Origin of the sequence: Pseudomonas sp. FP2335 (assembly GCF_030687535.1) — a bacterium.
Classification (GTDB): Bacteria; Pseudomonadota; Gammaproteobacteria; order Pseudomonadales; family Pseudomonadaceae; genus Aquipseudomonas.
Window position 1 is genome coordinate 4,534,474 of sequence record NZ_CP117437.1, and the last position, 24,837, is coordinate 4,559,310.

Annotated in this window: 25 protein-coding genes; 4 read left to right on the forward strand and 21 right to left on the reverse strand. The window is 60.9% G+C overall.

The features are described 5' to 3' along the window. Positions 1 to 542: 542 nt before the first annotated feature. Positions 543 to 1,349 carry a cytochrome c gene (locus PSH81_RS20290; protein WP_226455215.1) on the forward strand — a complete coding sequence of 269 codons (807 nt, stop codon included), beginning with the start codon at positions 543 to 545 and terminating at the stop codon, positions 1,347 to 1,349. Between the two features lie 68 nt (positions 1,350 to 1,417). On the opposite strand, the gene PSH81_RS20295 is transcribed toward PSH81_RS20290, so the two are convergent. The 14 genes from PSH81_RS20295 to PSH81_RS20360 all read right to left on the reverse strand — a co-directional run bounded on the left by PSH81_RS20295 (position 1,418) and on the right by PSH81_RS20360 (position 12,995). Further along, entirely contained in the window at positions 1,418 to 2,221 is an 804-nt protein-coding gene (locus PSH81_RS20295; RefSeq protein WP_305391379.1) for a transglutaminase family protein, read from the reverse strand. Next, complete coding sequence (locus tag PSH81_RS20300; RefSeq protein ID WP_192297203.1) at positions 2,218 to 3,168, reverse strand: alpha-E domain-containing protein; 951 nt, start codon at positions 3,166 to 3,168, stop codon at positions 2,218 to 2,220. Before PSH81_RS20300 ends, PSH81_RS20295 begins: the two co-directional genes overlap by 4 nt. A 4-nt stretch (positions 3,169 to 3,172) precedes the next feature. Then, on the reverse strand, positions 3,173 to 4,582 hold the full coding sequence (locus PSH81_RS20305; RefSeq protein ID WP_192297204.1) for a circularly permuted type 2 ATP-grasp protein: 1,410 nt from the start codon (positions 4,580 to 4,582) through the stop codon (positions 3,173 to 3,175). A 400-nt stretch (positions 4,583 to 4,982) separates the two neighbouring features. After that, positions 4,983 to 5,324, reverse strand: coding sequence for a ribonuclease E inhibitor RraB (locus tag PSH81_RS20310; protein WP_025854181.1), 342 nt, complete (start codon positions 5,322 to 5,324; stop codon positions 4,983 to 4,985). 213 nt (positions 5,325 to 5,537) lie between these two features. Continuing rightward, complete coding sequence (locus tag PSH81_RS20315; protein WP_226455214.1) at positions 5,538 to 5,774, reverse strand: hypothetical protein; 237 nt, start codon at positions 5,772 to 5,774, stop codon at positions 5,538 to 5,540. Between the two features lie 103 nt (positions 5,775 to 5,877). Next, a complete protein-coding gene (locus tag PSH81_RS20320; protein WP_192297205.1) occupies positions 5,878 to 6,483 on the reverse strand; it encodes an START domain-containing protein in 606 nt (201 codons plus the stop codon). Between the two features lie 41 nt (positions 6,484 to 6,524). Then, positions 6,525 to 6,779 carry a YkgJ family cysteine cluster protein gene (locus PSH81_RS20325; protein ID WP_015885398.1) on the reverse strand — a complete coding sequence of 85 codons (255 nt, stop codon included), beginning with the start codon at positions 6,777 to 6,779 and terminating at the stop codon, positions 6,525 to 6,527. Positions 6,780 to 6,941: 162 nt separating this feature from the next. Beyond that, on the reverse strand, positions 6,942 to 7,409 hold the full coding sequence (locus PSH81_RS20330; protein WP_226454837.1) for a translation initiation factor 2: 468 nt from the start codon (positions 7,407 to 7,409) through the stop codon (positions 6,942 to 6,944). A gap of 104 nt (positions 7,410 to 7,513) precedes the next feature. Further along, positions 7,514 to 8,953, reverse strand: coding sequence for a PLP-dependent aminotransferase family protein (locus PSH81_RS20335; protein WP_192297207.1), 1,440 nt, complete (start codon positions 8,951 to 8,953; stop codon positions 7,514 to 7,516). Positions 8,954 to 9,240: 287 nt separating this feature from the next. Further along, positions 9,241 to 10,056, reverse strand: a complete 816-nt coding sequence (locus PSH81_RS20340) for an OmpA family protein (protein WP_226454836.1) — start codon at positions 10,054 to 10,056, stop codon at positions 9,241 to 9,243. Further along, positions 10,053 to 10,415 (reverse strand): DUF4398 domain-containing protein, encoded by a 363-nt coding sequence (locus PSH81_RS20345; RefSeq protein ID WP_192300703.1) that lies wholly within the window; start codon positions 10,413 to 10,415, stop codon positions 10,053 to 10,055. The genes PSH81_RS20340 and PSH81_RS20345 overlap by 4 nt, the downstream gene beginning before the upstream one ends. 9 nt (positions 10,416 to 10,424) lie before the next feature. Continuing rightward, the gene (locus PSH81_RS20350) at positions 10,425 to 11,240 is read right to left on the reverse strand and encodes an ABC transporter substrate-binding protein (protein WP_305391380.1); all 816 of its coding nucleotides are present in this window, start codon (positions 11,238 to 11,240) and stop codon (positions 10,425 to 10,427) included. A 73-nt stretch (positions 11,241 to 11,313) separates the two neighbouring features. Next, positions 11,314 to 12,243, reverse strand: a complete 930-nt coding sequence (locus tag PSH81_RS20355) for an electron transfer flavoprotein subunit alpha/FixB family protein (RefSeq protein ID WP_192300701.1) — start codon at positions 12,241 to 12,243, stop codon at positions 11,314 to 11,316. Positions 12,244 to 12,245: 2 nt separating this feature from the next. Continuing rightward, the gene (locus tag PSH81_RS20360) at positions 12,246 to 12,995 is read right to left on the reverse strand and encodes an electron transfer flavoprotein subunit beta/FixA family protein (RefSeq protein ID WP_305391381.1); all 750 of its coding nucleotides are present in this window, start codon (positions 12,993 to 12,995) and stop codon (positions 12,246 to 12,248) included. Between the two features lie 505 nt (positions 12,996 to 13,500). Between PSH81_RS20360 and PSH81_RS20365 the strand changes: the two genes are divergently transcribed. Beyond that, the gene (locus tag PSH81_RS20365) at positions 13,501 to 15,165 is read left to right on the forward strand and encodes an electron transfer flavoprotein-ubiquinone oxidoreductase (protein ID WP_305391382.1); all 1,665 of its coding nucleotides are present in this window, start codon (positions 13,501 to 13,503) and stop codon (positions 15,163 to 15,165) included. Positions 15,166 to 15,331: 166 nt separating this feature from the next. Here PSH81_RS20365 and PSH81_RS20370 read toward each other — a convergent pair whose 3' ends face one another. Next, complete coding sequence (locus PSH81_RS20370; protein WP_192300699.1) at positions 15,332 to 16,225, reverse strand: AraC family transcriptional regulator; 894 nt, start codon at positions 16,223 to 16,225, stop codon at positions 15,332 to 15,334. 183 nt (positions 16,226 to 16,408) lie between these two features. Between PSH81_RS20370 and PSH81_RS20375 the strand changes: the two genes are divergently transcribed. Continuing rightward, on the forward strand, positions 16,409 to 17,461 hold the full coding sequence (locus PSH81_RS20375; RefSeq protein WP_226454832.1) for an NAD(P)-dependent alcohol dehydrogenase: 1,053 nt from the start codon (positions 16,409 to 16,411) through the stop codon (positions 17,459 to 17,461). Here the strand turns inward: PSH81_RS20375 and PSH81_RS20380 are convergent, their stop codons facing one another. The 6 genes from PSH81_RS20380 to PSH81_RS20405 all read right to left on the reverse strand — a co-directional run bounded on the left by PSH81_RS20380 (position 17,462) and on the right by PSH81_RS20405 (position 23,420). After that, positions 17,462 to 18,265, reverse strand: coding sequence for an IclR family transcriptional regulator (locus PSH81_RS20380; protein WP_305391383.1), 804 nt, complete (start codon positions 18,263 to 18,265; stop codon positions 17,462 to 17,464). Positions 18,266 to 18,447: 182 nt separating this feature from the next. Then, positions 18,448 to 19,413: an L-arabinose ABC transporter permease AraH gene (gene araH, locus PSH81_RS20385; protein WP_305391384.1), complete on the reverse strand. Its 966-nt coding sequence runs from the start codon at positions 19,411 to 19,413 to the stop codon at positions 18,448 to 18,450. A 16-nt stretch (positions 19,414 to 19,429) separates the two neighbouring features. After that, a complete protein-coding gene (gene araG / locus PSH81_RS20390) occupies positions 19,430 to 20,929 on the reverse strand; it encodes an L-arabinose ABC transporter ATP-binding protein AraG (RefSeq protein WP_305391385.1) in 1,500 nt (499 codons plus the stop codon). Continuing rightward, entirely contained in the window at positions 20,926 to 21,906 is a 981-nt protein-coding gene (locus PSH81_RS20395; protein WP_192300694.1) for a substrate-binding domain-containing protein, read from the reverse strand. Before PSH81_RS20395 ends, araG begins: the two co-directional genes overlap by 4 nt. A 32-nt stretch (positions 21,907 to 21,938) precedes the next feature. Next, the gene (locus tag PSH81_RS20400; protein ID WP_226457566.1) at positions 21,939 to 22,760 is read right to left on the reverse strand and encodes an SDR family oxidoreductase; all 822 of its coding nucleotides are present in this window, start codon (positions 22,758 to 22,760) and stop codon (positions 21,939 to 21,941) included. A 180-nt stretch (positions 22,761 to 22,940) separates the two neighbouring features. Continuing rightward, a complete protein-coding gene (locus tag PSH81_RS20405; protein ID WP_010208407.1) occupies positions 22,941 to 23,420 on the reverse strand; it encodes a GNAT family N-acetyltransferase in 480 nt (159 codons plus the stop codon). Between the two features lie 186 nt (positions 23,421 to 23,606). Here PSH81_RS20405 and PSH81_RS20410 point away from each other — a divergent pair, with 186 nt between their 5' ends. Beyond that, positions 23,607 to 24,809 carry an MFS transporter gene (locus PSH81_RS20410; protein WP_226457565.1) on the forward strand — a complete coding sequence of 401 codons (1,203 nt, stop codon included), beginning with the start codon at positions 23,607 to 23,609 and terminating at the stop codon, positions 24,807 to 24,809. The last annotated feature ends 28 nt before the right edge of the window (positions 24,810 to 24,837 follow it).

Below are 24,837 nucleotides of genomic sequence, written 5' to 3' on the forward strand. Positions count from 1 at the left end.
TAGGTCGCCGGGGCAATCCGCTGATTAATCGTTTTAGCTGTCTAGCCAACGGTCTGGCGCCAAGATGGCGTTAGGCCTCATGCCGTTTTTAGCGCGAATGCTAATGAGCTGATATGAAATGGATCTAAGCCACGCAGAACGAGGGCTCTAAGGTTGAATCAGTAGGAGGTTGCTGCCGGGTTTTGCTGGAGCAACTGTAAGAAAAGCGACACGTCATACCGTCATACTGCGATAAAACGGCACGTATTTGACGCTCAGGAATAACAAAAAAAGGCAGTCAGCCATGTTCAAGCACTCGAAAGTACGTCAGGCGGGACTTATTCTGTTCGCCACCACACTGATTCTGATCCTACCCAACCTGACCAAGATCATTGGGTAACTCTTAAACACCCGCACTGCGCGTATACACAGCATCAGGACTGCAGTTTTTGGCAGCACCTGCCGGGACATTGCCAATAGCAATCCTGTTGCGGGGGCTGTCTTTTTGCCTGGATTTTTCCGGTATCGTGAGCGCCATCGCCACTTTGCAGCAGGCCTTCCTCTTGAAATCGATCCTTGCCCTCCTCGCCCTGTTCATGGCCCTGCCGGTCACGGCGGCGCAATTGACCATCGACCTGGACCATGCCAGCAAGACCTGGCAGACCGCCGAATTGCTCAAACACCCGGCGGTCAAAACAATTCAGATCATCGATGACGTTTCCTACAAGCGCACCATGACTTATCGCGCGGTGCCGCTGGCAGCACTCCTACCGGGCCTCACAGCACAGAGCCATCTGCAAGCGGTTGCCCTGGACGGGTTTGCCGCCGAACTCACGGCCGCGCCCTTGCTGGCAACCCACGGCGCCCGCGCCTGGCTGGCGGTGGAGGACCCGGCGCAGCCATGGCCCGCGCTGGCAGATGGCAAACCGAGTGCCGGGCCGTTCTATCTGGTGTGGACCGACCCGCAAGCCGGGCATATCAGCCCGGAACAGTGGCCGTTCCAGATCTGCGCGATCAAGCAGTTGAAGACCGTCGCAGAACGTTTTCCGGCACTGTTGCCGGCCCCGGAACTGGCCGCCGATGATCCGATCAACCAAGGCTTTGCGTTGTTCCAGAAAAACTGCCTGGCGTGCCATCGGCTCAATGGTGCCGGGGACGCGCAGGTCGGGCCGGATCTGAACATTCCCTACAACCCCACGGAATATTTCAGCGGTGACTTTCTCAAGCGCTATATCCGTGATCCGCAAAGCCTGAGGCACTGGCCACAGGCGAAGATGCCGGGGTTTGCGGCCAGTGTGTTGCCGGACCGCGAGTTGGATTTGTTGGTGGGATATTTGAAGCACATGGCGGGGCGTAAACAACAACCCTGAGTACAACATATATCAACGGTGGGAGCTGGCTCCCACACAAGCCAGCTCCCACCGTTGATCGCCTTCGCCTACTGTTGCTGCACAGCAATCACCGGCGTCGGCGCCACGAACACCTTGGCATGCATCTGCTCATGCCCACCGCCACGGCGCATGCCGCGTACCGGGCAGGCGTCGAGGTAATCCAGGCCCACCGCCAACTTCAGGTGCCGCTCGGGCCGCGCCAGTTGGTTGGTCACGTCGAAGCTGTACCACGCGTCATCCAGCCAGGCTTCGGCCCAGGCATGGCTGGCCAGGTGCGCACTGTCTTCGCTGTACAAATACCCCGACACATACCGCGCCGGAATCCCCAGGCTGCGGGCGCAGGCGAGGAACGCATGGGCGTGGTCCTGGCATACGCCAGCACGGCCGGCGAAAGCTGCGGCGGCGCTGGTGTCGACTTCGGTGGCACCGGGTGTGTAGACCATTGAGTGGTTGAGGGCGTGCATCAAGTCGATCAGCGCGTTGCGGTCGCGGCGTTGATGGCAGTGTTGCAGGGCAAACCCGCGCAGGGCCTCGTCAGGCTCGGTCAGGCGCGTACTGCGCAGGAACGGGAACGCCGATTGGCTCTCGTGTTCGGCCTCGCTCAGTTCGTCGATGTCTACCTGGCCACGGGCACCGATGATGATGGCGTCATGGGGCTCGTCCAGGGTCAGCACATGCAGGATGTTGCCGAATGGGTCCACTTGCGCACGTACCGGGCGCGGCAGGTCGAGCTGCCAACTGATGACGTTCTGGCGCTCGCTGTCGTGGGGCGTAAGGCGCAGGTACTGAATGCTGGCGCGAACCTGGTCTTCATAGTGGTAGGTGGTTTCGTGGCTGATGGAGAGTCTCATGCGGCCTCCAGGTAGGAGCTGTAGATGGCGTCGCCCAACTGGCGCACCAGGGGGATAAAGTCGGTCAGCCAGGCGTGCAGGCCTTCCTCGAGGATTTCATCGATGGCAGTAAAGCGCAGGCGCGCATCCATCTCGGCGGCCAGGCGCTGGGCCGGGCGGCCGTTGAGGCCGGGCAGGCTGGCGAGGATCTGGTCGATCTCTTCGCTGCAGGCGCGCAATGAACGTGGCACATCGGCGCGCAGCAACAACAATTCGGCGACTTGTCGCGCGCCTGGCGCATCGCGATAGATCTCGGTGTAGGCCTCGAACGACGACAGCGCACGCAGCAAGGCGCTCCATTGATAGTAGGCGTGGGCCGTACCGTCGGTGACCGCTGCAGCCTGGTCGCCGGCCATTTCATAACGTGCGTCGAGCAGGCGCAGGGTGTTGTCGGCGCGCTCGATGAACGTACCCAGGCGGATAAAACGAAAGGCGTCATTGCGCATGATGGTGCCGTAGGTTGCGCCCCGGAACAGGTGGGAACGCTCCTTGACCCATTCACAGAAGCGGCTCATGCCATAACGGCTCAGGCCCTGCTGGGCAATGTCGCGAATATCCAGCCAGGTGGCGTTGATGTTTTCCCACATGTCGGCGGTAATTCGCCCACGCACCGCATGGGCACTGGCCCGCGCAGCGCCGAGGCAACTGTAGATGCTGGCCGGGTTGGCCGCGTCCAGGGCAAAGAAGTGCAGCAGGTGTTCGGCGTGCAGCTCAGCGTGGCGCTCGCGGTAGTCATCCAGGGTGCCGGTAATCAACAGCGGCATGGCCAGTTCATGCAGGCCATCACCGCGCCCGTCCTGGGGCATGAGCGACAGCGAATAGCTGACATCGAGCATGCGCGCGAGGTTTTCCGCGCGCTCCAGGTAGCGCGACATCCAATACAAATCCGAGGCAGTTCTACTCAACATGGCATCAGTCCTCCACCACCCAGGTGTCTTTGGTACCACCGCCCTGGGACGAATTAACCACCAGCGAACCCTCACGCAGCGCCACGCGGGTCAAACCGCCAGGCACTACACGGGTTTCCTTGCCGGACAGGACGAACGGACGCAGGTCGATATGGCGTGGCGCGATGCCGTTTTCGACAAAGGTCGGGCACGTCGATAAACACAGGGTTGGTTGCGCGATATAGGCGTGGGGCTTGGCCTTGATACGTACACGGAAGGCCTCGATTTGCGCTGCGGTGGAGGCAGGGCCGACCAGCATGCCGTAGCCACCGGAGCCTTGGGTTTCCTTCACGACCAGATCCGGCAGGTTGGCCAGGACGTGGGACAGTTCGTCGGGCTTACGGCACTGGAAGGTAGGAACGTTGTTGAGGATAGGTTCTTCGTCCAGGTAAAAACGGATCATATCGGTGACGAATGGGTACACCGACTTGTCATCCGCCACCCCGGTGCCGATGGCATTCGCCAGCACGACATTGCCGGAGCGGTACGCGGCCAGCAGGCCGGGCACGCCGAGCATGGAGTCCGGATTGAACGCCAGCGGGTCGAGGAAGGCGTCGTCGAGGCGGCGGTAGATCACGTCCACGGCCTTGGGGCCATCGGTGGTGCGCATGAACACGCGGTCATCGCGTACGAACAGGTCGGCACCTTCCACCAGTTCCACGCCCATTTCCCGGGCCAGGAAGGCATGTTCGAAAAACGCGCTGTTGAAGCGCCCCGGGGTCAACACCACCACGCTGGGGTTGTCCAGGGGGCTGGAGCTTTTCAGGGTGTCAAGCAGCAGGTTGGGGTAATGGTCGATGGGCGCGATGCGTTGGGCGGCGAACAGCTCGGGGAACAGGCGCATCATCATCTTGCGGTCTTCGAGCATATAACTGACGCCGCTCGGTGTGCGCAGGTTGTCTTCCAGCACGTAGTAGGTGCCGTCGCCATCACGCACGAGATCGACCCCGGAGATGTGGGAATACAGGTCGCGGTGCAGGTCCAGACCCTGCATTGCCAACTGGTATTGCTCGTTGGCCAGCACCTGCTCGGCGGGGATGATCCCGGCCTTGATGATGCGCTGATCGTGGTACAGGTCGGCGAGAAACATGTTCAGCGCCTTGACCCGCTGGATGCAGCCACGCTCGACAACCCGCCACTCGCTGGCCGGGATGCTGCGCGGGATGGTGTCGAAGGGAATCAAGCGCTCGGTGCCCTGCTCGTCACCGTAGAGGGTGAAGGTGATGCCGGCGCGGTGAAACAGCAAATCGGCTTCACGCCGACGCTGGGCCAACAGATCATCTGGGGTTTCGGCCAACCAGCGGGCGAACTCGCGGTAATGAGGCCGGACCTGGCCTGCCCCATCGTACATTTCATCGTAATAAGTGCGGATCATGCCGAACTCCTTGTCACCCGGGCGCTAGAACCATCGCAAGGCCCGTGCCAGCGGCATAAACACTTAAAAATCAGTGAGTTGAATTAAAGCAAGGACACAAGCGCACCGTCCTGGTGCAGCCAGATGCCCGCCGTCCCGTCGCGCGCTTCATCGCAATGCGGGCTTTGACTATCAGCAGCATAGCCAGAGTTGATTTCACTGCCCGGCCAAGCCTGCGGATAATCGCCCCATCTGCTGAACACGCTCCTTCAGCACACCGCTCTTCCCTTTAGGCCACCCTTCTTGGGTGGCTTTTTTTTGGTGCTGAAAAATGGCGCACAAGTTCAGAATAGTTTTCCCACGCCACAAACAAAATCGGCCGACCCAAAGGTCAGCCGATACGCTGCGTTTTTTCATACAACTACATGGGTAACCCACGCACCTCCTGCTTGACGCCCCACCCTTCGATAATCCCGCCCAGAGGCTCTACCACCGCCCCAAAGTCCTGTTCGAAGTCTCCTATACCGTCGTAGGTGGCAAACATGATTTTGCTCAGTTCCAGATACCAGGCGCCATCGTCGCGCGCACTGACCTGGGCATTCAGGGATTCCCCACGAAACTCACCCGCAGCCCTGCGCGCACGTTCCTCATCCGGGAAAATGGCGTAGAACTCAATGGGGTGGAAACGCGAGAAGTCGAAGCCGCCTTCTTTCATGCGGCGCAGAACGTTGGTGCTGATGTCTTCTTGATAGGCTGTGCTCATGAAAAGTGCTCCTCTGACCGATGGATAGACTTTCCGTGCTTCCCGAGGCCCACGCCGTACTGGCGCATGGACTACGGCGATGACAACACCGCTGGAAAACAAGCATGTAGCTGACAAGACCAGACCTTAGCGATTCATTCGCTGATCTCGCTTGCAGAGTAGCGCGAAGCTTTGACCACCACCAGAGGCACTTTAGTGGCAACCACGCAATGTTCAGGCGGCGGGCAAAATGTCGAGGATTTGAATGCTGTTCTGGTCTTTGAGGATTTTGACCGTCGGCTCAGACTGGCGCCCCTCAAGGTCATTGAGGTCGAGTTCGGCGGCGACCGGCAGCAGCTTGTTGCGGATCATGTGCGCAGCTTCTTCAAGGCTGGGCTTTTCATTGCAGGTGAACTGCTCCACCGAAGTCTCGCCGTGATCATCAACGAAGGTAATGTTCCACGTTTGCATCGGTGCCTCCTCGATAAAGCCCATGTGTGGGCTCACATCCATCTGGACCTTGAGGGATCGCCAAACGTTCCACTCAAGGCTGGAGGCACCGGATCAGTTGCGCTTACTTCTCGGCGTGGTCCTTGAGGGCTTTCAAGGTGTTGAACGGCGCATCCACCACGAATTTGTTGGCCAACCACGATGGCACGCTGCCGCCTGGCTCGGTGTGCACCTGGTAAGTGACTTCGGTCAGGTTGTCGCCTTTGGGCACCAGTTTCCAGAAGCCCTCGACCTGGGCCACACGCACATAGCCTTTGACTTCCGGCTGGTAGGTCGGCACTTCCAGCAGCTTGCGCGTCAGGGTGCCGTCAGCGGCCTTGGAGGTGGTGATCTCCAGGATGGAGTCACGGTCGGTGACCGGGAACGGAGCCTTGAACTGGGTGTAGGTCCAGCTCTTGTCGCCTTCCTGCTTAAGCAGTTTTTGCGATTTGCACTCGTGAATCCAGGCACAGGCACCCGCAACGTCTTCTTGCAGTGCCTGGATCTTGGCCACCGGCGCCTTGATCGTGGTCACGCCGCGATAGGCCTTGTACTTGGAGCCGGCCACTTCGCTCAAGGACACCTTGATCCCGTCTTCATCTTTGGCGACCTGCCAATCCTCAGCCTGGGCCGTAGCAGCAAACAACACCGTAAACCCGCACAGCACAGCCATTCGTTTCAGCGAACCCATTGTTGTATTCCTTATTGTTGAAGTTCCGATAGTAAAGCCCATCAAGCCGCCGTCATCTGCTCCCACCAACCGATCAAGCGGATCGCATCGGCCTGGTCGGTACCGCAGACCTCGATGTCCGCCTTGAAATCACTGCATACCGCCGGCCGCTCCGGCTGCCCGAACAGCAGGCACAGTTGTTCGACCGACAGGTGCAGGCAGCGTTCGCCTGCCGGCTTGCCTTGTGGCATTCCCGGTAATGGCGAACTGATGGAGGGGGCGATGCAGCACGCGCCACAGCCTTCACGGCAATTCATGACAGGCAGGTCCTCGACGACTCAATGTGGATGGCCGGGCTAGAGTACGCCCTTAAACAGCCGTTTTAAAATGGTCTAACAGGGGTTTTTCGCAGAAAACAAAAATGACTGACCAGTCTCCGACACATGGTCGAAGAGCCACGTCACGTTTGCAGGAAAAGTTTACTGCTTGAACTCGAATTCCAACGCCGCGCCTTCAACGTCACGCCGCTCTTCGTTGCGCAGTTGCAGCTTCATCTCATTGCTGAGCAGGCGACCGTTGATCTGGAAGGCGCTGTTGCCTGCCGGTTTCTCGCCAAACATCGGCGGCAGCAGGGGCACGCTCTGGGGCTTGGGCATGGTGCCGATGGGTTGCAAGTGCCTGACCATGTCCGAAGGCAGGGACAGGTCCAACTGTGCCGGTGGCAATTTGGTCTGGGTAACTTCCTGGGACGACTTCGACTTGCTTGTCGTACGCTTTTTCACCGCAGCGGCTTTTTTCTTGGCCTCGACGGCCTTTTTGGCCGGGGCCTTCTGCGTGGCGCCGGCGGTGACCTTGCCCTGGGTCACAGGTGCTGCCGCCAGCACTGTGCTGACGTTACACAGGCTTAACAGGCCAATCACCAAGACAGCGCGAAAAATACAGGTCATATCGCCTACAGCATTAACGGCAGAGGGCCATATGCTCGCTTGTTGTGGGCAGCATGACAAGCGCGGTGATTGGCCAGCGGCCGGTCACGTCCCTATTCCCGGGCTCAAAAGCCGGCGGCGGTTTCCTGGCAAAGTTGGCTGGCGAGCATCCCCAACGTCATCAGCGCCCGCTCTGCCTCGCGGTTCCACGCTGTGCCGCAATTGAGACGGATACAGTGGTTGAACTGCTCGGTGTTACTGAAGATCAGCCCCGGTGCAATGCTGATGCCTTGTTGCAAGGCGCGTACGTGCAGTTCCTGGGTATTGACCCGTCCCGGCAAACTGACCCACAGGATAAAACCACCACTGGGGCGGGTCATCTGCGTGCCTTCGGGGAAGTACTGCTGCACGGCGAGCTGGAAGGCGTTGAGGTTCTTGCGGTACTCCTGGCGGATGTAACGCAGGTGGCGATCATAGCCCCCGTTCTCCAGGTACGCGGCAACGCCCATCTGCGTGACGCTGCACGCCGAATGGGTGCTGAACATCTGCAGGCGCTGGATTTCCTGCTGGTACTTGCCGGCAATCATCCAACCGATCCGCACGCCGGGTGACAGGGTCTTGGAGAAGCTCGAGCAGTAGATCACTCGGTCAAGGCGGTCGTAGGCCTTGAGGGCCTTGGTGCGACCGACTTCAAACATCAATTCGCCGTAAATGTCGTCCTCGACGATCTGAATATCGAAATCCGACGCCAGGCGCAGCAACTGTTTTTGCCGTTCCTCGGGCATGGTACCACCGAGGGGATTGCTCAGGCGCGTGGTCAGCACCAGGGCCTTGATCGACCATTGGTTGGCCGCCAGTTGCAAGGCTTCCAGGCTCATGCCGGAGGCTGGATCACTGGGGATCTCGATGACCTTGAGGCCAAGCAGATCAGCCAGTTGCAGCAAGCCGTAATACGTCGGCGATTCAGCGGCGATCAGGTCGCCAGGCCGGGTCAGTACGCGCAGCGACATCTGCAGCGCATCGACGCAGCCATGGGTGATCACCACTTCGGACGGGTCGACCACCACGCCCGCATCGCGCATGCGGATCGCCACCTGGCGGCGCAGCGGCTCGAAACCGGGGCTGAACATGTAGCTGAACGCCCGTGGGCTCTGGAAGCGCGTGACCTTGGCCAACTGCTGGTGCAACGCGCGCACCGGCAAGTAATCGACACTCGGCACGGCGGCGCCCAAAGGGAACACCCCTTCGCGGCGCGATTCGACCAATACCTGTTGGATAATGCTACTGCGGGTGACCAACCCTGGGCGCTCGACGCGGGCGATGTCTGGCGTTGGCGCGGTGAGCGCCGGCGTCTGGTGCACGTAGTAGCCCGACTGCGGGCGTGCGCGGATCAGCCCCTGGTCTTCCAGGTTGGCATAAGCCTGCAACACCGTGGCGTGGCTGACGTTGAGCTGGGAGCTCATCTTGCGCACCGAAGGCACACGCTCGCCCGGTTGATAGACGCCGCGCCGGATGTCCTCGGCCAGTTGCTGGGCGATACGTTGGTAGAGCAACAGATTGGTCATGACGCAGCACTCGATTTCACGGGTATTTTATTTTTGTGTGAAACATACCGGCACAGTTTAAAAGTGTACGGGGACAGTTGCCACAATAGTCGAGCGCGGGCGGGAGTGACAGTAAAAACTGTAAGGGTGCTTAAGAGCCTTTTGGGTGTACACCAAACAAAATGTGGGAGCGGGCTTGCCCGCGATAGGGGTGTATCAGCAGAAACAACTCTGGCTGACCTACCGCAATCGCGGGCAAGCCCGCTCCCACACAAGCTCACTTACACATTTGGATTTGTGTGTGGCGTCTAGCGGGCGGCGCCCAACTGGCCTTTTTCGTCGGAGAACACGATTTCTACCCGCCGGTTCTGCGCCCTGCCCCGCTCGGAAGCGTTGGCTTCGACCGGGTACTGGTCACCATAACCTTCAACCTGGATGCGTTTTTCGTCGATCCCCAGGTCCACCAGCACATCGGCCACCGATTGCGCACGGTCACGGGACAGCTTGAGGTTTTCCTGCTCGCCGCCGGTGCTGTCGGTGTAACCCTCGATACGCACCACGCGCTTGGGGTTCAGTTGCAGGAACTGCACGATTTTCAGCACGGTGCGGTTGGCGGAGTTTTTCAGTTCCGCTTCACCGGTATCGAACAGCACGTCGCCCAGGGTCATCACTAAGCCACGATCGGTCTGGGTGGTGGTCAGGCTGGCGATCTGTTCTTCGAGCCATTTGCCCTGTTGCTGCACGCTGGTCAGCTTGCTTTCACGCAGGGCCAGTTGCAGGCGCTGGCGCTCCAACTCGAGCTTGGCACCGCGCTCGGCATTGAGCGCCTGCTCGGTGTGTTCGCGGGCAATCGCGCTGTAACGCTGGCTCAGATAGGCGTAATGCGCGACGTCGGCGCCGCTGCCCCAGTAGCTCGACAGGCGGTCGGCACGGGCCAGGGATTCACCGGCGCGGATCACGTCCTTGGGCGCAAAGCGCAGCACGTTGGCGTCTTCCTTGACCTTCTGGAAGTCGTTGCCCGCCTGCTGCAAAGCCTGCTCGCTATCAGGGTGACTGGCGCAACCGCCCAACACCGCCGAAACCAACAGCAGCGCACCACTCAAACCACGGATCATCGGGCTCATTGGGCTTCCCCCAACTGCAACTGCTTGCGCAGGCGTGTGATGCGAGTGTTGAGCACGTTCAACTGTTCCTGGCTTTTGCGGGTCAGCACCTTGGCTTCGGCCAGGCGCGCGTCCAGCTCGGCTTGCTCAGAGCGCATACGGGCGTTCTTGTAGGACTCGTCGGCCATGCTGCCCTTGGCCCGGGCGAATTTGGCTTCGGCCAATTTCAACTCGGGCGATTCATCGGTGTTGGCACCCACGGCGCTGGCTTGTTCCAAGGCTTGCTGGGTGAGGCGCATTTGTTCATTCGGCGCAGGATCGGCCGCACATCCCGCCAAAGCGACAACGGCGAGGGCCGCGAAAAGAGGTCGAAGAGTCACTGAAAATCCTTACTTTGCTGGAGTGCCGACAGGTTGCTGCAATTGCGCTTTCCAGCGCTCGAGATTGCGCTGCGTTGCCGCTTGCACCACACCGGACGCGGGCAATTCTGTCATCTTTTTCGCCAGCTGTCCGCGCAGCCACGGATCATTGCAGGCAGAGTTGTGGGAAATCGCCAGGTACAGGCCGGGCTGATCGATGGGCACCTCATGCGCAATCAAGTCATTGCTCATCCCCAGGGTCTGGGCCATGGCCATGCCGGAGTAACGACCGGCAAGGACGTAGTCCACTTCCCCGAGCAGCAGTTTCTGAAACGCCGGCGTCAGACTCGGCAGGCGTTGCAGGGTGAGCTGCTGCCCGGCGAACGTTTCGAAGGCGGCGCTCAACCGTGCACGCTCAGAGGCCGCACCTTTGTGGCCGTGCAGGTCGGCGGCGGTGGTGTAGGCCAGTGCCGAGTCCTTGCGGGTCCAGACCAGGTAGTCGGTCTGCACCAGTGCCGGGTGGATATAATCGAGGGTGTCCAACTCGCCCAGGTTCAGCGGCGCGTCGGCGAGGATGTCCATGCGCCCGCTGCGCACTTCGTCCAGGGCCAGGGAGCGTTTGCCGCCGTAGAGCAGGTCGATTTTCAGGCCGAGGTCCTTGCCCACTTGTTGCAGCACATCGGCGGTGGCACCGATCAGGCGTGTGGGGTCTTGGGGGTCGCGCCAGAGCAAAGGCGGTGCGTCGGGGCTGCCGGTGATCACCAGGCGCTCGCACTTGCCGGCGGCCAGCGCCAGGCCTGGCAGTAGCGTGAGGCCCATCAGTAAGGTCCAGGGGCGCAGTTCCATGGCGAGGTGCTCCAGCAAGTCAAAAAAAAACCCGGTCACAAGGACCGGGCTCTTTATAAGTGAAGCGACTGGATTAGACCAGCTTCTCCAGCTCGGGTACGGCTTCGAACAAGTCTGCCACCAGGCCGTAGTCGGCTACCTGGAAGATCGGCGCTTCTTCGTCCTTGTTGATCGCAACGATCACTTTGGAGTCTTTCATGCCGGCCAGGTGCTGGATCGCGCCGGAGATACCGACGGCGATGTACAGCTGTGGCGCCACGATCTTGCCGGTCTGGCCGACCTGCATGTCGTTGGGTACGAAACCTGCGTCGACGGCCGCGCGGGAAGCGCCGACCGCAGCGCCCAGCTTGTCGGCCAGGGCATACAGGTGCTTGAAGTTGTCACCGTTCTGCATGCCACGCCCGCCGGAAACGACGATCTTGGCAGCGGTCAGCTCAGGACGATCCGACTTGGCCAGCTCTTCGCCAACAAAGCTGGAAGTACCCGCGTTGTGGGCAGCTGCAACGGCTTCAACGGCAGCCGAACCACCTTCGGCGGCAACCGGGTCGAAACCGGTGGCACGCACGGTGATGACTTTCACCGAGGCCGTCGATTGCACGGTGGCAATGGCGTTACCGGCGTAGATCGGGCGCTTGAAGGTGTCAGCGCTTTCAACCGAAACGATCTCGGAGATCTGGTCAACGTCCAGCTGCGCGGCGACGCGTGGCAGGATGTTTTTGCCGTTGGACGTGGCGGCAGCCAGGATGTGGCTGTAGCCAGCGCCCAGCTCTGCAACCAGAGGGGCAACGTTTTCCGGCAACTGGTGAGCGTACGCGGCGTTGTCGGCCAGCAGCACCTTGCTCACGCCAGCGATTTTCGCGGCGGCTTCAGCCACGGCGCCAGCGCCCTGACCTGCAACCAGCACGTGAATATCGCCACCGATTTTAGCGGCAGCAGCCACGGTGTTCAGGGTGGCCGGGGCCACGACCTTGTTGTCGTGTTCAGCGATTACCAAGATAGTCATTGTCAGATTACCTTCGCTTCGTTTTTCAGTTTCTCGACCAGTTCAGCGACCGACTTGACCTTGATGCCCGCGCTGCGTGCAGCCGGCGCTTCAACCTTGACGGTCTTGTTGGTGGACGCGGTGGAAACGCCCAAAGCATCCGGAGTCAGCACTTCGAGAGGCTTCTTCTTGGCTTTCATGATGTTTGGCAGGGACGCGTAGCGCGGCTCGTTCAAACGCAGGTCGGTGGTGACGATGGCCGGCAGTTTCAGGGAAACGGTCTGGGCGCCGCCGTCGATTTCACGGGTCACAGCGACGCGGTCACCGCTCACTTCGACTTTGGACGCGAAGGTGCCCTGGCCGTAACCGGTCAGTGCAGCCAGCATCTGGCCAGTCTGGTTGTTGTCGCTGTCGATGGCTTGCTTGCCAAGGATCACCAGCTGAGGCTGTTCCTTGTCGACAACAGCCTTGAGCAGCTTGGCCACGGCCAGGGAGGTCAGCTCTTCAGCGGACTCGACCAGGATGGCGCGGTCGGCACCCAGTGCCAGGGCGGTACGCAGCTGCTCTTGAGCAGTGGTCGGGCCGATGGAAACCACGACGATTTCAGTTGCCACGCCTTTCTCTTTCAGGCGTACGGCTTCTTCCACGGCGATTTCACAGAACGGGTTCATCGACATCTTGACGTTAGCAAGATCGACGCCGGAATTGTCCGCCTTGACGCGAACTTTCACGTTGTAATCGACAACGCGTTTGACAGCTACAAGAACCTTCATGGATTCCTCGTTACTCTCCGGTGAAAAGAAAGTCGCCTAGGCGAACCTGGCGGTTGATGCTCATCGGCACACAAGGGCACCTCCAAAAACGTCGGCGGATGACCTTGCTCACGGGAAATGACGACCGTTCGTCAGTGGTGACTGAGAGGTCATTCTTTATCGCAGCGTGTAAACTGCGCGCCCGAGTTTCGGCGCGCGTCACCTGTCTTGCTTTTGGACGTGCTCTTGAAACCTGCTGTCTGCCTACGGTAAGCGCAAAACCGACCGTATATTGACCGGAACGCCTATTCTGGTCAATACGGCAAAATAGCCAGTCATAAGCCGCGTTGCTTTGATTTACCTAGCCTGCGGGCAATTCAAACAAACGTTTGTATTGGACGCTCGCAGTGGTCTATATATAATGCGCCACCTAGAGAGAAAGGTGGGTCAGGCCTTTGCGCCAGACGACACCGAACCTCCATCCATTAGAAAAAAAGCCTGTTGAGCCTTGAGTAGGAGATAACCTGTGGAACGCGAATACATGGAATTCGACGTGGTCATCGTCGGCGCTGGCCCGGCGGGCCTGTCTGCCGCCTGCCGACTGAAGCAGAAGGCCGCCGAAGCCGGTAAGGAAATCAGCGTCTGCGTGGTCGAGAAAGGCTCCGAAGTGGGCGCACATATTCTCTCCGGTGCGGTGTTTGAACCCCGCGCCCTGAACGAATTGTTCCCGGACTGGAAAGAACTCGGCGCCCCGCTCAACACCCCCGTGGTGCGCGATGACATCTATGTACTGCGCAGCCCCGAAGCCTCCACCAAGGTTCCTGACTTCTTTGTGCCCAAGACCATGCACAACGAAGGCAACTACATCATTTCCCTGGGCAACCTGTGCCGCTGGCTGGCCCAGCAGGCCGAGAACCTGGGCGTGGAAGTCTACCCAGGCTTCGCCGCCCAGGAAGCGCTGTTCGACGAAAACGGCGTGGTACGCGGGATCATCACCGGCGACCTCGGCGTCGACCGCGAAGGCAACCCGAAAGAAGGCGTCTACACCCCGGGCATGGAACTGCGTGGCAAGTACACGTTGTTCGCCGAAGGTTGCCGTGGCCACATCGGCAAGCAGCTGATCCAGCGCTTCAACCTGGACAGCGACGCCGACGCCCAGCACTACGGCATCGGCCTCAAGGAAATCTGGGAAATCGACCCAGCCAAGCATCAACCAGGCCTGGTGGTGCACACCGCCGGTTGGCCGCTGGACATCATGAGCAACGAGAACACCGGCGGTTCGTTCCTCTATCACCTGGAAAACAACCAGGTGGTCGTCGGCCTGATCGTCGACCTGTCCTACAGCAACACCTTCCTGTCGCCGTTCGATGAGTTCCAGCGCCTCAAGCACCACCCGGTGCTGGCCCAGTACCTCGAAGGCGGCAAGCGCATCAGCTACGGCGCCCGCGCCCTGGCCAAAGGTGGCATCAACTCGCTGCCGAAGATGGTGTTCAAGGGCGGCGCATTGATCGGCTGCGACCTGGGCACCATGAACGTGGCCAAGATCAAGGGCAGCCACACCGCGATGAAGTCCGGCATGCTCGCCGCCGACGCCGTGGCCGACCGCCTGTTAGCCGAATCCGAAGGCGGTGATGAACTGACCGCTTACGTCGACAGCTTCAAGTCCAGCTGGCTCTACGAAGAACTGTTCGCCAGCCGCAACTTCGGCCCGGCGATGCACAAGTTCGGCCCGATCATCGGTGCAGGTTTCAACTGGTTCGACCAGAACATCCTCGGCGGCAAGATGCCGTTCACCCTGCACGACACCAAGCCGGACTACGCCTGCCTCAAGCTGGCCAAGGACAGCAAGAAGATCGACTACCCCAAACCCGACGGCAAGCTGAGCTTCGACAAGTTGAGCTCGGTGTTCATCTCCGGTACCAACCATGAAGAAGAACAGCCGTGCCACTTGAAGCTCAAAGACCCGAGCATCCCGATCGGCACCAACCTGCCGCTCTACGATGAACCGGCGCAGCGCTACTGCCCGGCGGGCGTGTATGAAGTGATCACCCAGGAAGACGGCGCCAAGCGCTTCCAGATCAACGCCCAGAACTGCGTGCACTGCAAGACCTGTGACATCAAGGACCCTTCGCAGAACATCACCTGGGTAACGCCGGAAGGCGCGGGTGGGCCGACTTACCCGAATATGTAACGCCAACTGAGGCTCCCAAATGGGAGCCTTTTTTGTGGCAGGAACTCGGTCAAATGTGGGAGCGGGCTTGCTCGCGAAAGCGGTGGGTCAGTTAGAGCATATTTGACTGACAAACCGCTTTCGCGAGCAAGCCCGCTCCCACATTGACCCATTGAATCAGTAAGATCTAGGCGACGCGCTCCTCGCCGGGGTTACGCTCGAAGTAGCGCTTGTACTCGCGACTGAACTGCGACGTACTCTGATACCCCACGCTATGCGCCGCCTGCGCCACCCCCATGCCTTCCACCATCAGCAACTGCTGCGCCTTCAACAAGCGCAATCGCTTCAGGTACTGCACCGGCGACAACAAGGTGCAGCGCTTGAAATGCTCGTGAAACGTCGACGCACTCATGTGCGCATACCCCGCCAATGTCTCGATATTCAGCGGCTCGGCATAATGGGCGTGCAGGTGATTCAATGACGTGGCGATTCGCGAAAACTGCCCCTGCTGTTCCACCAAGGCGCGCAACACATCGGCCTGCGGCCCGCGCAGCGCGGTGAACAACAATTCACGCACCCGCGCCGGGCCCATGATCCGGCTTTCCAGCGGATCATGCAGGCACTGCAGCAGCCGTTCGACGCAGCCACGCATGGCGTCATCCAGCACCACCGAACTCATCGACTCCAACGTCTGCGCCGTCGGCGGCGGCCCGGCCTGAATGCCCATGGCCATCACCAACTCCCCCAGCACCACACGGTCGATGCCCACCGTCACCCCGTAGAGCGGCGCATCCGGTGCCATGGCAAACGTCTCGCACTCGAACGGCACCGGCATGGCCTGGATTAAATAGTGCCCGGCGCCATACTCCAGCGTGCGCGGGCCCAGGTAGGCGACTTTGCTGCCCTGGGCCACGAACATCAGGCTGGGCTCATAGATCTGCGGGCCGCGCGCCACATCGCAGCTGGCGCGCAATACCTTCACGCCCGGCAGGTGGGTCGGCGAGAAACCGTCGCAGGGCGTCAGCCCCTCAATCAAGGAAACCAGCGTGGCGTTGGCATCAAGATGGCGAGTCAACAACATGGCAAAAAACTTCGCGAAAAAGGGATGAACGCATCATCGCAGGTCCGGCGACACAAAAACCCAAACCCGGGGCACCTCCGGACGAATAGGCATGAGACTCGGAGCAATCGCCATGGCCGCTGCAAGGCCCGGCGCGGAGAATGCGCCGCCTCACCTGTCATTGCTTTTTGCGAGGTTTTTCCCATGTACACCGCCATCGGTTATGCCGCCCAGTCGGCCACCACTCCCCTCGCCCCCATGTCCTTCCAGCGCCGCAGCCCGCGCGTCGATGATGTGGCCATCGAGATCCTGTACTGCGGCGTGTGCCACTCCGACATCCACCAGGCACGCAACGAGTGGGGCATCGCCGTGTACCCGCTGATGCCGGGCCACGAGATCGTCGGCAAAGTCACCGCCGTCGGCGCCGACGTCACCGCGCACAAAGTCGGCGATCTGGTCGGCGTGGGCTGCATGGTCGACTCGTGCCGTCACTGCGACGCGTGCAAGTCGGACCTGGAGCAATACTGCCTCGAAGGCCCGACCATGACCTACGCCACCCCGGACCGCGTCGACGGCAGCAACACCATGGGTGGCTACTCCGACAGCATCGTGGTCAGCGAACACTTCGTGGTGAAGATCCCGGCCAGGCTCGACCTGGCCAGCGCCGCGCCGATCCTCTGCGCCGGCGTGACCATGTACTCGCCGATCAAGCACTACGGCATCAAGGCTGGCGACAAGGTCGGCGTATTGGGCATGGGCGGCCTCGGCCACATGGGCATCAAGCTGGCCAAGGCGATCGGCGCCGAAGTGACCTTGTTCACCCGCTCGGCGAGCAAGGCCGAGGAAGGCCGTCGCCAGGGCGCCGACCACGTGATCGTGTCCACCGACGCTGCGCAGATGCAAGCTGCTGCCGGGCAGTTCGATTTCCTGCTGGACACCATCCCGGTGCAGCACGACCTCAACCCCTACCTCGACGTGCTGCGCTTTGACGGCGTGCACATCCTGGTCGGCCTGATCGAGCCGGTCGACCCGCCGGTCAACGCCGCCAAGCTGATCCTGGGCCGCAAGGTGCTGGCCGGTTCGCTGATCGGTGGCATTGCCGAAACCCAGGAAGTCCTGGATTTCTGCGCCGAACACGGCATCAGCTGCGACATCGAAATGCTCGACATCCGCAACATCAACGAAGCCTACAGCCGCATGATCGCCGGCGATGTGAAGTACCGCTTTGTCATCGACATGGCGACCCTCAAGGCCTGATCAGGCCTTCGCGCCCAACTCCGCTGACAGCCGCGCTGCGACCTGTTTGATCACAGGGATCAGCTCGGCCATTTTCTCCAGCGGCATGTAGGGCACGGTACTGGCGATGCTGATGCCGGCGACAATCCGCCGGCTGGCATCGCGCACAGGTGCCGCGACACAACGGATCGACGGTTCGTTGTCTTCCAGGTCGAACGCATAACCGCCCACCACGTATTCACGCATGCGCTGCTCGAACTGGGCCCAGGACTGCTCCGGGTGCTGCGGCCACTGCGGGCTTTTCCCTGCGGCCGGCAAGCTGACGTCGTACAGGCGCTGCCACTCTTCGACCGAATCATCCAACAGCAATGCCTTGCCGATGCCCGTACGCGCCAGCGGCATGCGGTGGCCGACCCGCGAGCGCATTTCCGGGCCATTGCGGCCGGGGTTCTTGTGCAGGTAGAGCACGTCGTCGTACTCGCGGATGGCCAGGTGGATGGTGTCCCCGGTCAACGCCGACAATTCGTCCAGGTACGGCACCGCCAACGTCACCAACGGCAGCTCTTCACGCGCCTGGAAACCCAGCTCGATCAATTTGGGCCCCAGCAGGTAACCGACTTGCGGCACCACGCGCAGGTAGCGCTCCTCCACCAGGCAACTGGCCAGGCGGTGGGTGGTGCTGCGGGTGGTGCCGATGCGCTTGGCGATCTCTTTGAGATCCCGCGCACCGGCCGCCACCGCTTGTACCACGCCCAGGCCACGGAGCAGGGTCTGGGTGCCAGTGGGGGCGGTTTCTTTGGCGGGGGTGTGGGCGTTTTCCTGCATATCGGGCCTATAAGTGTGAAAGCGCGGGCATTATGGCAAAAGCTGAACCTGAGCACAGCGAAGATCAAAATGTGGGAGCGGGCTTGCTCGCGAATGCGGTGTGTCAGTCACCTGATGAGCTAGCTGGCCCACCGCATTCGCGAGCAAGCCCGCTCCCACATTTAGTCCTCACATGGCATGGCTTAGCGTTGTTTCATGCGGTCGATGATCACCGCCAACAGCAGGATCGAACCACGGATCACGTACTGGTAGAAGGTATCGATGTTCTTCAGGTTCATCGCGTTCTCGATGATCGCCAGGATCAACACCCCGGCGATCACATGCCGGATCATGCCGATCCCGCCGCTCAACGACACCCCACCCAGCACGCACGCCGAAATCACCGTCAGCTCGAAGCCCTGGCCAATCATCGGTTGGCCCGAGGTCATGCGCGAGGCGAGGATCACCCCGGCCAACGCACCCACCAAGCCGTGTACGGCAAAGATGATGATCTTGGTGCGATCCACATTCACCCCGGCCAGCAGCGCCGCTTCCTGGTTGCCGCCAATGGCCATGGTGTTGCGCCCGTAGGTGGTGTAGTTGAGCAGCCAGCCAAAGAACACAAAACACAGCACGGTGATGATGATCGGCACCGGCACACCCAGCAGTTGGCCGTTGCCGAACACGAAGAAACGTTCATCCATCACCCCCACCGCCTTGCCATTGGAGAAGATGTAGGCCAGGCCGCGCACGATCTGCATGGTCGCCAGCGTCGCAATCAACGCATTGATGCGCAGCTTGGCAATCACGATGCCGTTGATCAGCCCCACCACCAGGCCCATCGCCAACGCGGCCGACACGCCGAGCACCACGCTGTCGGTGTCGCGGATCACGATGCCGGCCACCACGCCGGCGCAGGCGATTACCGAGCCCACCGACAGGTCGAAATGCCCCGACGCCAGGCAGAACAACATGGTGCAGGCGGCGATGCCCACCGTGGAAACCGCCAGGCCCAGCCCGCGCATGTTCAGCGGCGAAAGGAAGTTGTCGATAAACAACGCACTGAGCACAAAGATGCCCAGCGCCGCGAGCAACATCACCCAGTCATCGAGGAACTTGCGCTGGTTGAAACCCGGCCAGAAGCCCTTTGCAGTTTTTACCTCGGACATACTCACCTCGAATTCATCAAGCCCGCGAACGCGGGAGAGCCAGTTGCAACAGCCGTGCTTCGTCCGCTTCGGCGCGGGTCAATTCGCCGGTCAAGGCGCCTTCACTCATCACCAGGATGCGGTCGCTGATGCCCATCACTTCCATCAAATCGCTGGACACCACGATCACCGCAATCCCGCTTGCCGCCAGGGTATGGATGATCTGGTAGATCTCCGACTTGGCGCCGATATCGATACCGCGGGTGGGTTCGTCGAGCAGCAGCACCTTCATCGGCATCGACAGCCAGCGGCCGAGAATGGCCTTCTGTTGGTTGCCGCCGGAGAGGTACATGATCTTCTGCTCGGCATTCGGCGTCTTGACCTTCATCGCCTTGATCTGGTGCTCGGCGTTGCCCTTTTCCCAGCCGTCACGCAACAACCAGCCGAACGCCGAATGGGCGCCACGGGCGCTGATGTTGATGTTCTCGGCGACGCTGGACAGCGGGATGATGCCTTCCTTTTTACGGTCTTCCGGGCACAGCAGCACCCCGGCGGCGATGGCATCGCGCGGTGAGCGCAGTTGCAGCGGCGCGCCGCACAGCTCCAGGCGACCGGCGCTGGTGCGCTCTAAACCGCTGAGCAGGCGCAACAGTTCGGTGCGCCCTGCCCCGACCAGGCCGAACAGGCCGAGAATCTCGCCCTTGCGCACGTCAAAGCTGATCGGTTCACGCAAGCCGGGGCCTTGTAAACCGTCGAGCTTCAACGCCACTTCGCCGTGGTCACGCGGGCGGTAATCGTAGATGTCCTGGATGTCGCGCCCGACCATGCACGTCACCAACTGGTCATGGGTCAGCGCGCTCATGTCGTCGAAGGTGCGCACGAAGCGGCCGTCCTTGAACACCGTCACCGCGTTGCAGATGCGGAACACTTCTTCCATGCGGTGCGACACGTAGAGCACCACTTTGCCCTCGTCGCGCAGGCGCGTGATGATCGCCATCAAGCGGTCGATCTCCCGCGCCGACAGGCTGCTGGTGGGTTCGTCAAACGCGATCACATGCGCGCCACGGGACAGCGCCTTGGCGATTTCCACCAGTTGGCGCTGGCCCAGGGACAGGCGGCCGAGCTTTTCGGCCGGGTCGATTTCATCCGCCAGGCCCTTGAGGCAAGCGAGGGCCTGCTGGCGCAGCAAGCCCCGATTGACCACGCCGAACCGCGACGGCAAATGCCCGAGGAACAGGTTTTCGGCGACGGTCATTTCCGGCACCAGGTGCAGCTCCTGGTGGATCACCGCCACGCCGTTGGCGATGCTGTCGGCGGCGCATTTGAAGGCCATGGTCTGCGCGCCGATCTGCACTGTGCCGCTGCTTGGGATGTAGGCGCCGCCAAGTATTTTCAGCAGCGTCGACTTGCCCGCACCGTTCTCGCCCATCAGCGCGTGTACCGCGTGCGGCCGCGCTTCAAAGCTGATCTGCGCCAAGGCCTTGACCCCGGGAAACTCCTTGCCGATGCCGTTGAAACGCAGGGCCGCGCCGCTCATTTCCACAGACCGATTTTGGTCAGTTCTGCCTGGAAATTTTCGCGGGTGATCAGCGTCACTTCGTCCATCGCCGTGTACTTCGCCGGTTCCTTGCCGGTGGTGACCCACTCATACATCGCCAGCGCCGTGTTGTAGCCCTCGATATGCGGGCTCGGCAGCATCGAACCGAAGAAACCACTGTCAGGCTTTTTCAGCTCGCCGATGGCGTCGGTGCCATTGATACCGATGCCGATCACGTTGGCCGCCTTGAAGCCGGCGCTTTCGGTGGCGCGCACGCCGCCAAGCACGGTGTTGTCGTTCATGCCGCCGATGATCAGGTTTTTCGCGCCACTGGGCAGCTTGACCAGGGCCGAGTTGGTGGCGTCCATACTGCCCGGCACGTCGAGGGTTTTCAGGGCGGCGGTGAGGATGTGGTCCTTGGGAAGGCCGGCTTCTTCCAGGGATTTGATCGAGCCGTCGGTGCGTTTTTTACCAGTGTCGAGTTCGTTATAGGTGTTGATCACCGCGTAGGTGTCCTTCCAGTCCCAACCGCGCTTTTTCGCTTCGCCAGCCATGGCCGCACCCTGTTTCTGGCCGACTTCGAAAGCGGCCATGCCCAGGTACGGCACGTCCTCCATGAAGTTGCCCTTGGCATCGACGAAACGATCATCCACCGCCATGACTTTCAAGCCATTGGCCTTGGCCTTGGCCACGATCGCCGGGCCGAGGGACACATCCGGCGGGCAGATCACAAAGCCCTTGGCGCCGTTGGCCGCGAGGCTGTCGATGGCCGAAAGGGTTTTCTCGCCATCGGGCACGGCGATCTTGATCACGGTAAACCCATGGTCCTTGCCGGCTTTTTCGGCGAAGGCCCATTCGGTCTGGAACCACGGCTCTTCGGCCTGCTTGACCAGAAAGCCGATCTTCACTTCTTCAGCCGAAACAACGCCGCTGAACGCGACGGCGAGCGCCAGGGTGCCGAGTGTCTTCTTCAACATGAACCACCTCCTTCTTGTTATTGGAGAACGCTTTAGTCGTGGTACATCACAGACCGCCCGCCATCGATCATCAGGCAGGTGGCATTGATAAAGGGCGCCTCGTCGGTCGCCAGAAACAGCGCGGTCATCGCGACTTCCACCGGCTGGCCGATGCGCTTGGGCGGGTGCAGGTCGAAGGCGCGCTGGCGCTCGGCGTGGGGGTCGGGGAAACCGTTCCAGTAGTCGACGTTGAGCTGAGTCTCGATATAGCCCGGCGCGATGGCATTCACGCGGATGCCCTTGGCCGCGTATTCGATGCCAAGGGCGCGGGTCAGGCCAAGCAGGCCATGCTTGGCCACGGGATAGGGAAAGCAGCCGGGGATGATGTGGCTGGAATGGGTGGAGGCGATATTGATGATGTTGCCGATGCCCTGCTCGATCATATGCGGCAACACCGCACGGCAGCCGAACCAGGCGCCGTCGAGGTCGATGGCGAAGCAGCGGCGCCAGTCTTCGTCGCTCATTTGCAGCGGGTCGCGGAACACGTTGACCCCGGCGCAGTTGACCAGCACGTCCACACGGCCAAAACGCTCGATGGCCAGGTTGACCAGCGCCTGCCATTGCTCTTTTGAGGTGATGTCGACGGGTTGGGCGTGGATTGCAGCGCCGCGTTCGCGCCAGTGGGCGGCAACGGCTTGGACTTTTTCAGCCTGGATGTCGGCGATGACCAGGCGCGCCTGCTGGGCCTGGAAGCACGCGACGATGGCCTCGCCGATGCCTTGGGCGGCGCCGGTGATGATCACCACCTTGTCTTTGAGCCGCTCGCCGTAGGTTGGCTCGGGCACGGCGGGGAGGGACAACGGTTGTGCCTGCATCGCTTCACCTGTTTTATTTTTGGTAGTGAGTGCTGATGCCGCCGACTATAAACCTATCTTTTGAAATATCTCAATATATAAATTTGCATCCCACATACTGAGCAGTCGCGCAAAAAAAGTGGGAGCCGGCTTATGTCGGAGCTCCCACATTTGAACTTCAGTGCTTTCTAAAAAGTGATCTCAGCCCAAGGCAAAGTCGCGCAACGCATCGCCTTCCATGCGGTAGCGCACCCACTCTTCCTGGGGCTGCGCGCCGATGGATTTGTAGAAGGCGATCGCCGGCTCGTTCCAGTCCAGCACGCTCCATTCGAAGCGCCCGCAACCGTTGTCAAAGGCGATCTTCGCCAGGTGGCGCAGCAACTTCTTGCCCGCACCGCCGCCGCGTTGTTCCGGGTTGATGTAGAGGTCTTCGAGGTACAGGCAGTTGCTGCCCAGCCACGTGGAGTAGCTGAAAAAGAACACCGCGAAACCAATCGGCAAGCCGTCGCGCAAACAGATCAGGCCATGGGCGGTGGCGCCCTCGCTGAACAGGCTGCGCTCGATGTCCACGACACTGGCGATCACTTCATGCCGGGCCTTTTCGTACTCGGCCAGTTCGGTGATGAAAGTCAGGATCTGCGCAGCATCGCTGGGCACCGCGGGGCGAATCTCGATGGTCATGGTCGAGCCTTGGGCAATTTCAAAGCACACATACTAAGGGGGATTCATGACTGATTGCAGTGCATTTTCATCGCTGCCGTTACTCCGTCGGCAGCTAACGCTGGCACCAGCAACCGCACAACAATCGACCAATGCCACCATGGTAAAAAAACCGGCATAACTCCAACGACTTCCAGGCCGCCCCCCATGCACTCCACACCCCCGGTGAGCAACAAGCTGTTCGCCCTGTTCTGTCTCGCCAGTTTTCTGCTGTCGTTGTCTTACGGCTCGACCTTTTTGCTGTCGCTGCTGATGCATACACGCGGCGGCGATGAGCACGATGCGGGCAGTGTGATTTCCATGGCGATGCTCAGCACCTTTGTCGCGGTGATGGTCTCAGGGCATCTGTCCGACGCCCTGGGTGCGGCGCGCGCGATTGCCGGTATGGGTCTGCTGTTGGTAGTGGCATGCCTGGGCTTTGCGCTGACGCCGGGCGTTGGCGAAAGCCTGATGGTGTTCGGGCTGGCCCTGGGACTGGGCTGGGGGGTGTTCTACACCTTGGGGCCGATCATCGTGGCGATGTTGGTGGCGCCGCAACAACGGGCCAAATATTTTGCGTTGCTGTCGGGCAGCATGATGAGCGGCATCGGCGCCGGGCCGTTGCTGGGGCGGGCGGCCAACGTCCTGGGGCTGGCGCTGACCAGCGCATTTCTGATCGCTGCATGCGCCAGCCTGATCGGTGTGCTGATGTTCTGGCGCCTGGGTGCCCATCTCGGGCAAGAGGCTGCGGTGGCCAAAATCTCCTGGCGCGCCACGCGTCAGGTGCTGTCGTCCAAAGCCGCATTCGCGATTGTCATGGTCGGCCTGGGCGGTTGTGTGTTTGGCGGGTTGTCGTCGTTCCAGACCAGCTATGCAGCGGCGCACTCGCTGGACTATTCGCTGTTTTTTGCGGGTTTTCTCAGCGCCGCGATCAGCAGCCGGTTGTTGATCGCCGGCTTCGTGGTCAAGCGGGATGCGTACCGCGCGGCGTGTGTGCTGTCGGGGTTGATGCTGGTGTCGGTGTTGATGTTTGGCTTCGGTGTGTCAGGCAGTTTCAGTTACCTGTTGGCGGCGATTACGTTGGGGGTGGGTTACGGCCTGACGTATTCGGTGATCAACGGGTTGGTGGCGAACGAAGCACCGCCGGGCAGCACCTCCCAGGCGTTGCTGTTGTTCAGCCTGGCGTACTTTGTCGGGGTGTTCGGGTTTCCGTTGCTGGCGGGCAAGATCATCGTCGAACACGGCATGCCCACGCTGTTGTTGAGTGTGACGGCGGTGGCGGCGCTCAATTGGCTGATCAGCGTTGTTCGGCTGGTACTGCGCCGTTCGTCGCCATCGAGGCACCAACCAGCCTTGCGGGCGGACCAATAGAGGGTAAGGACAATAACTCTATGGAGAT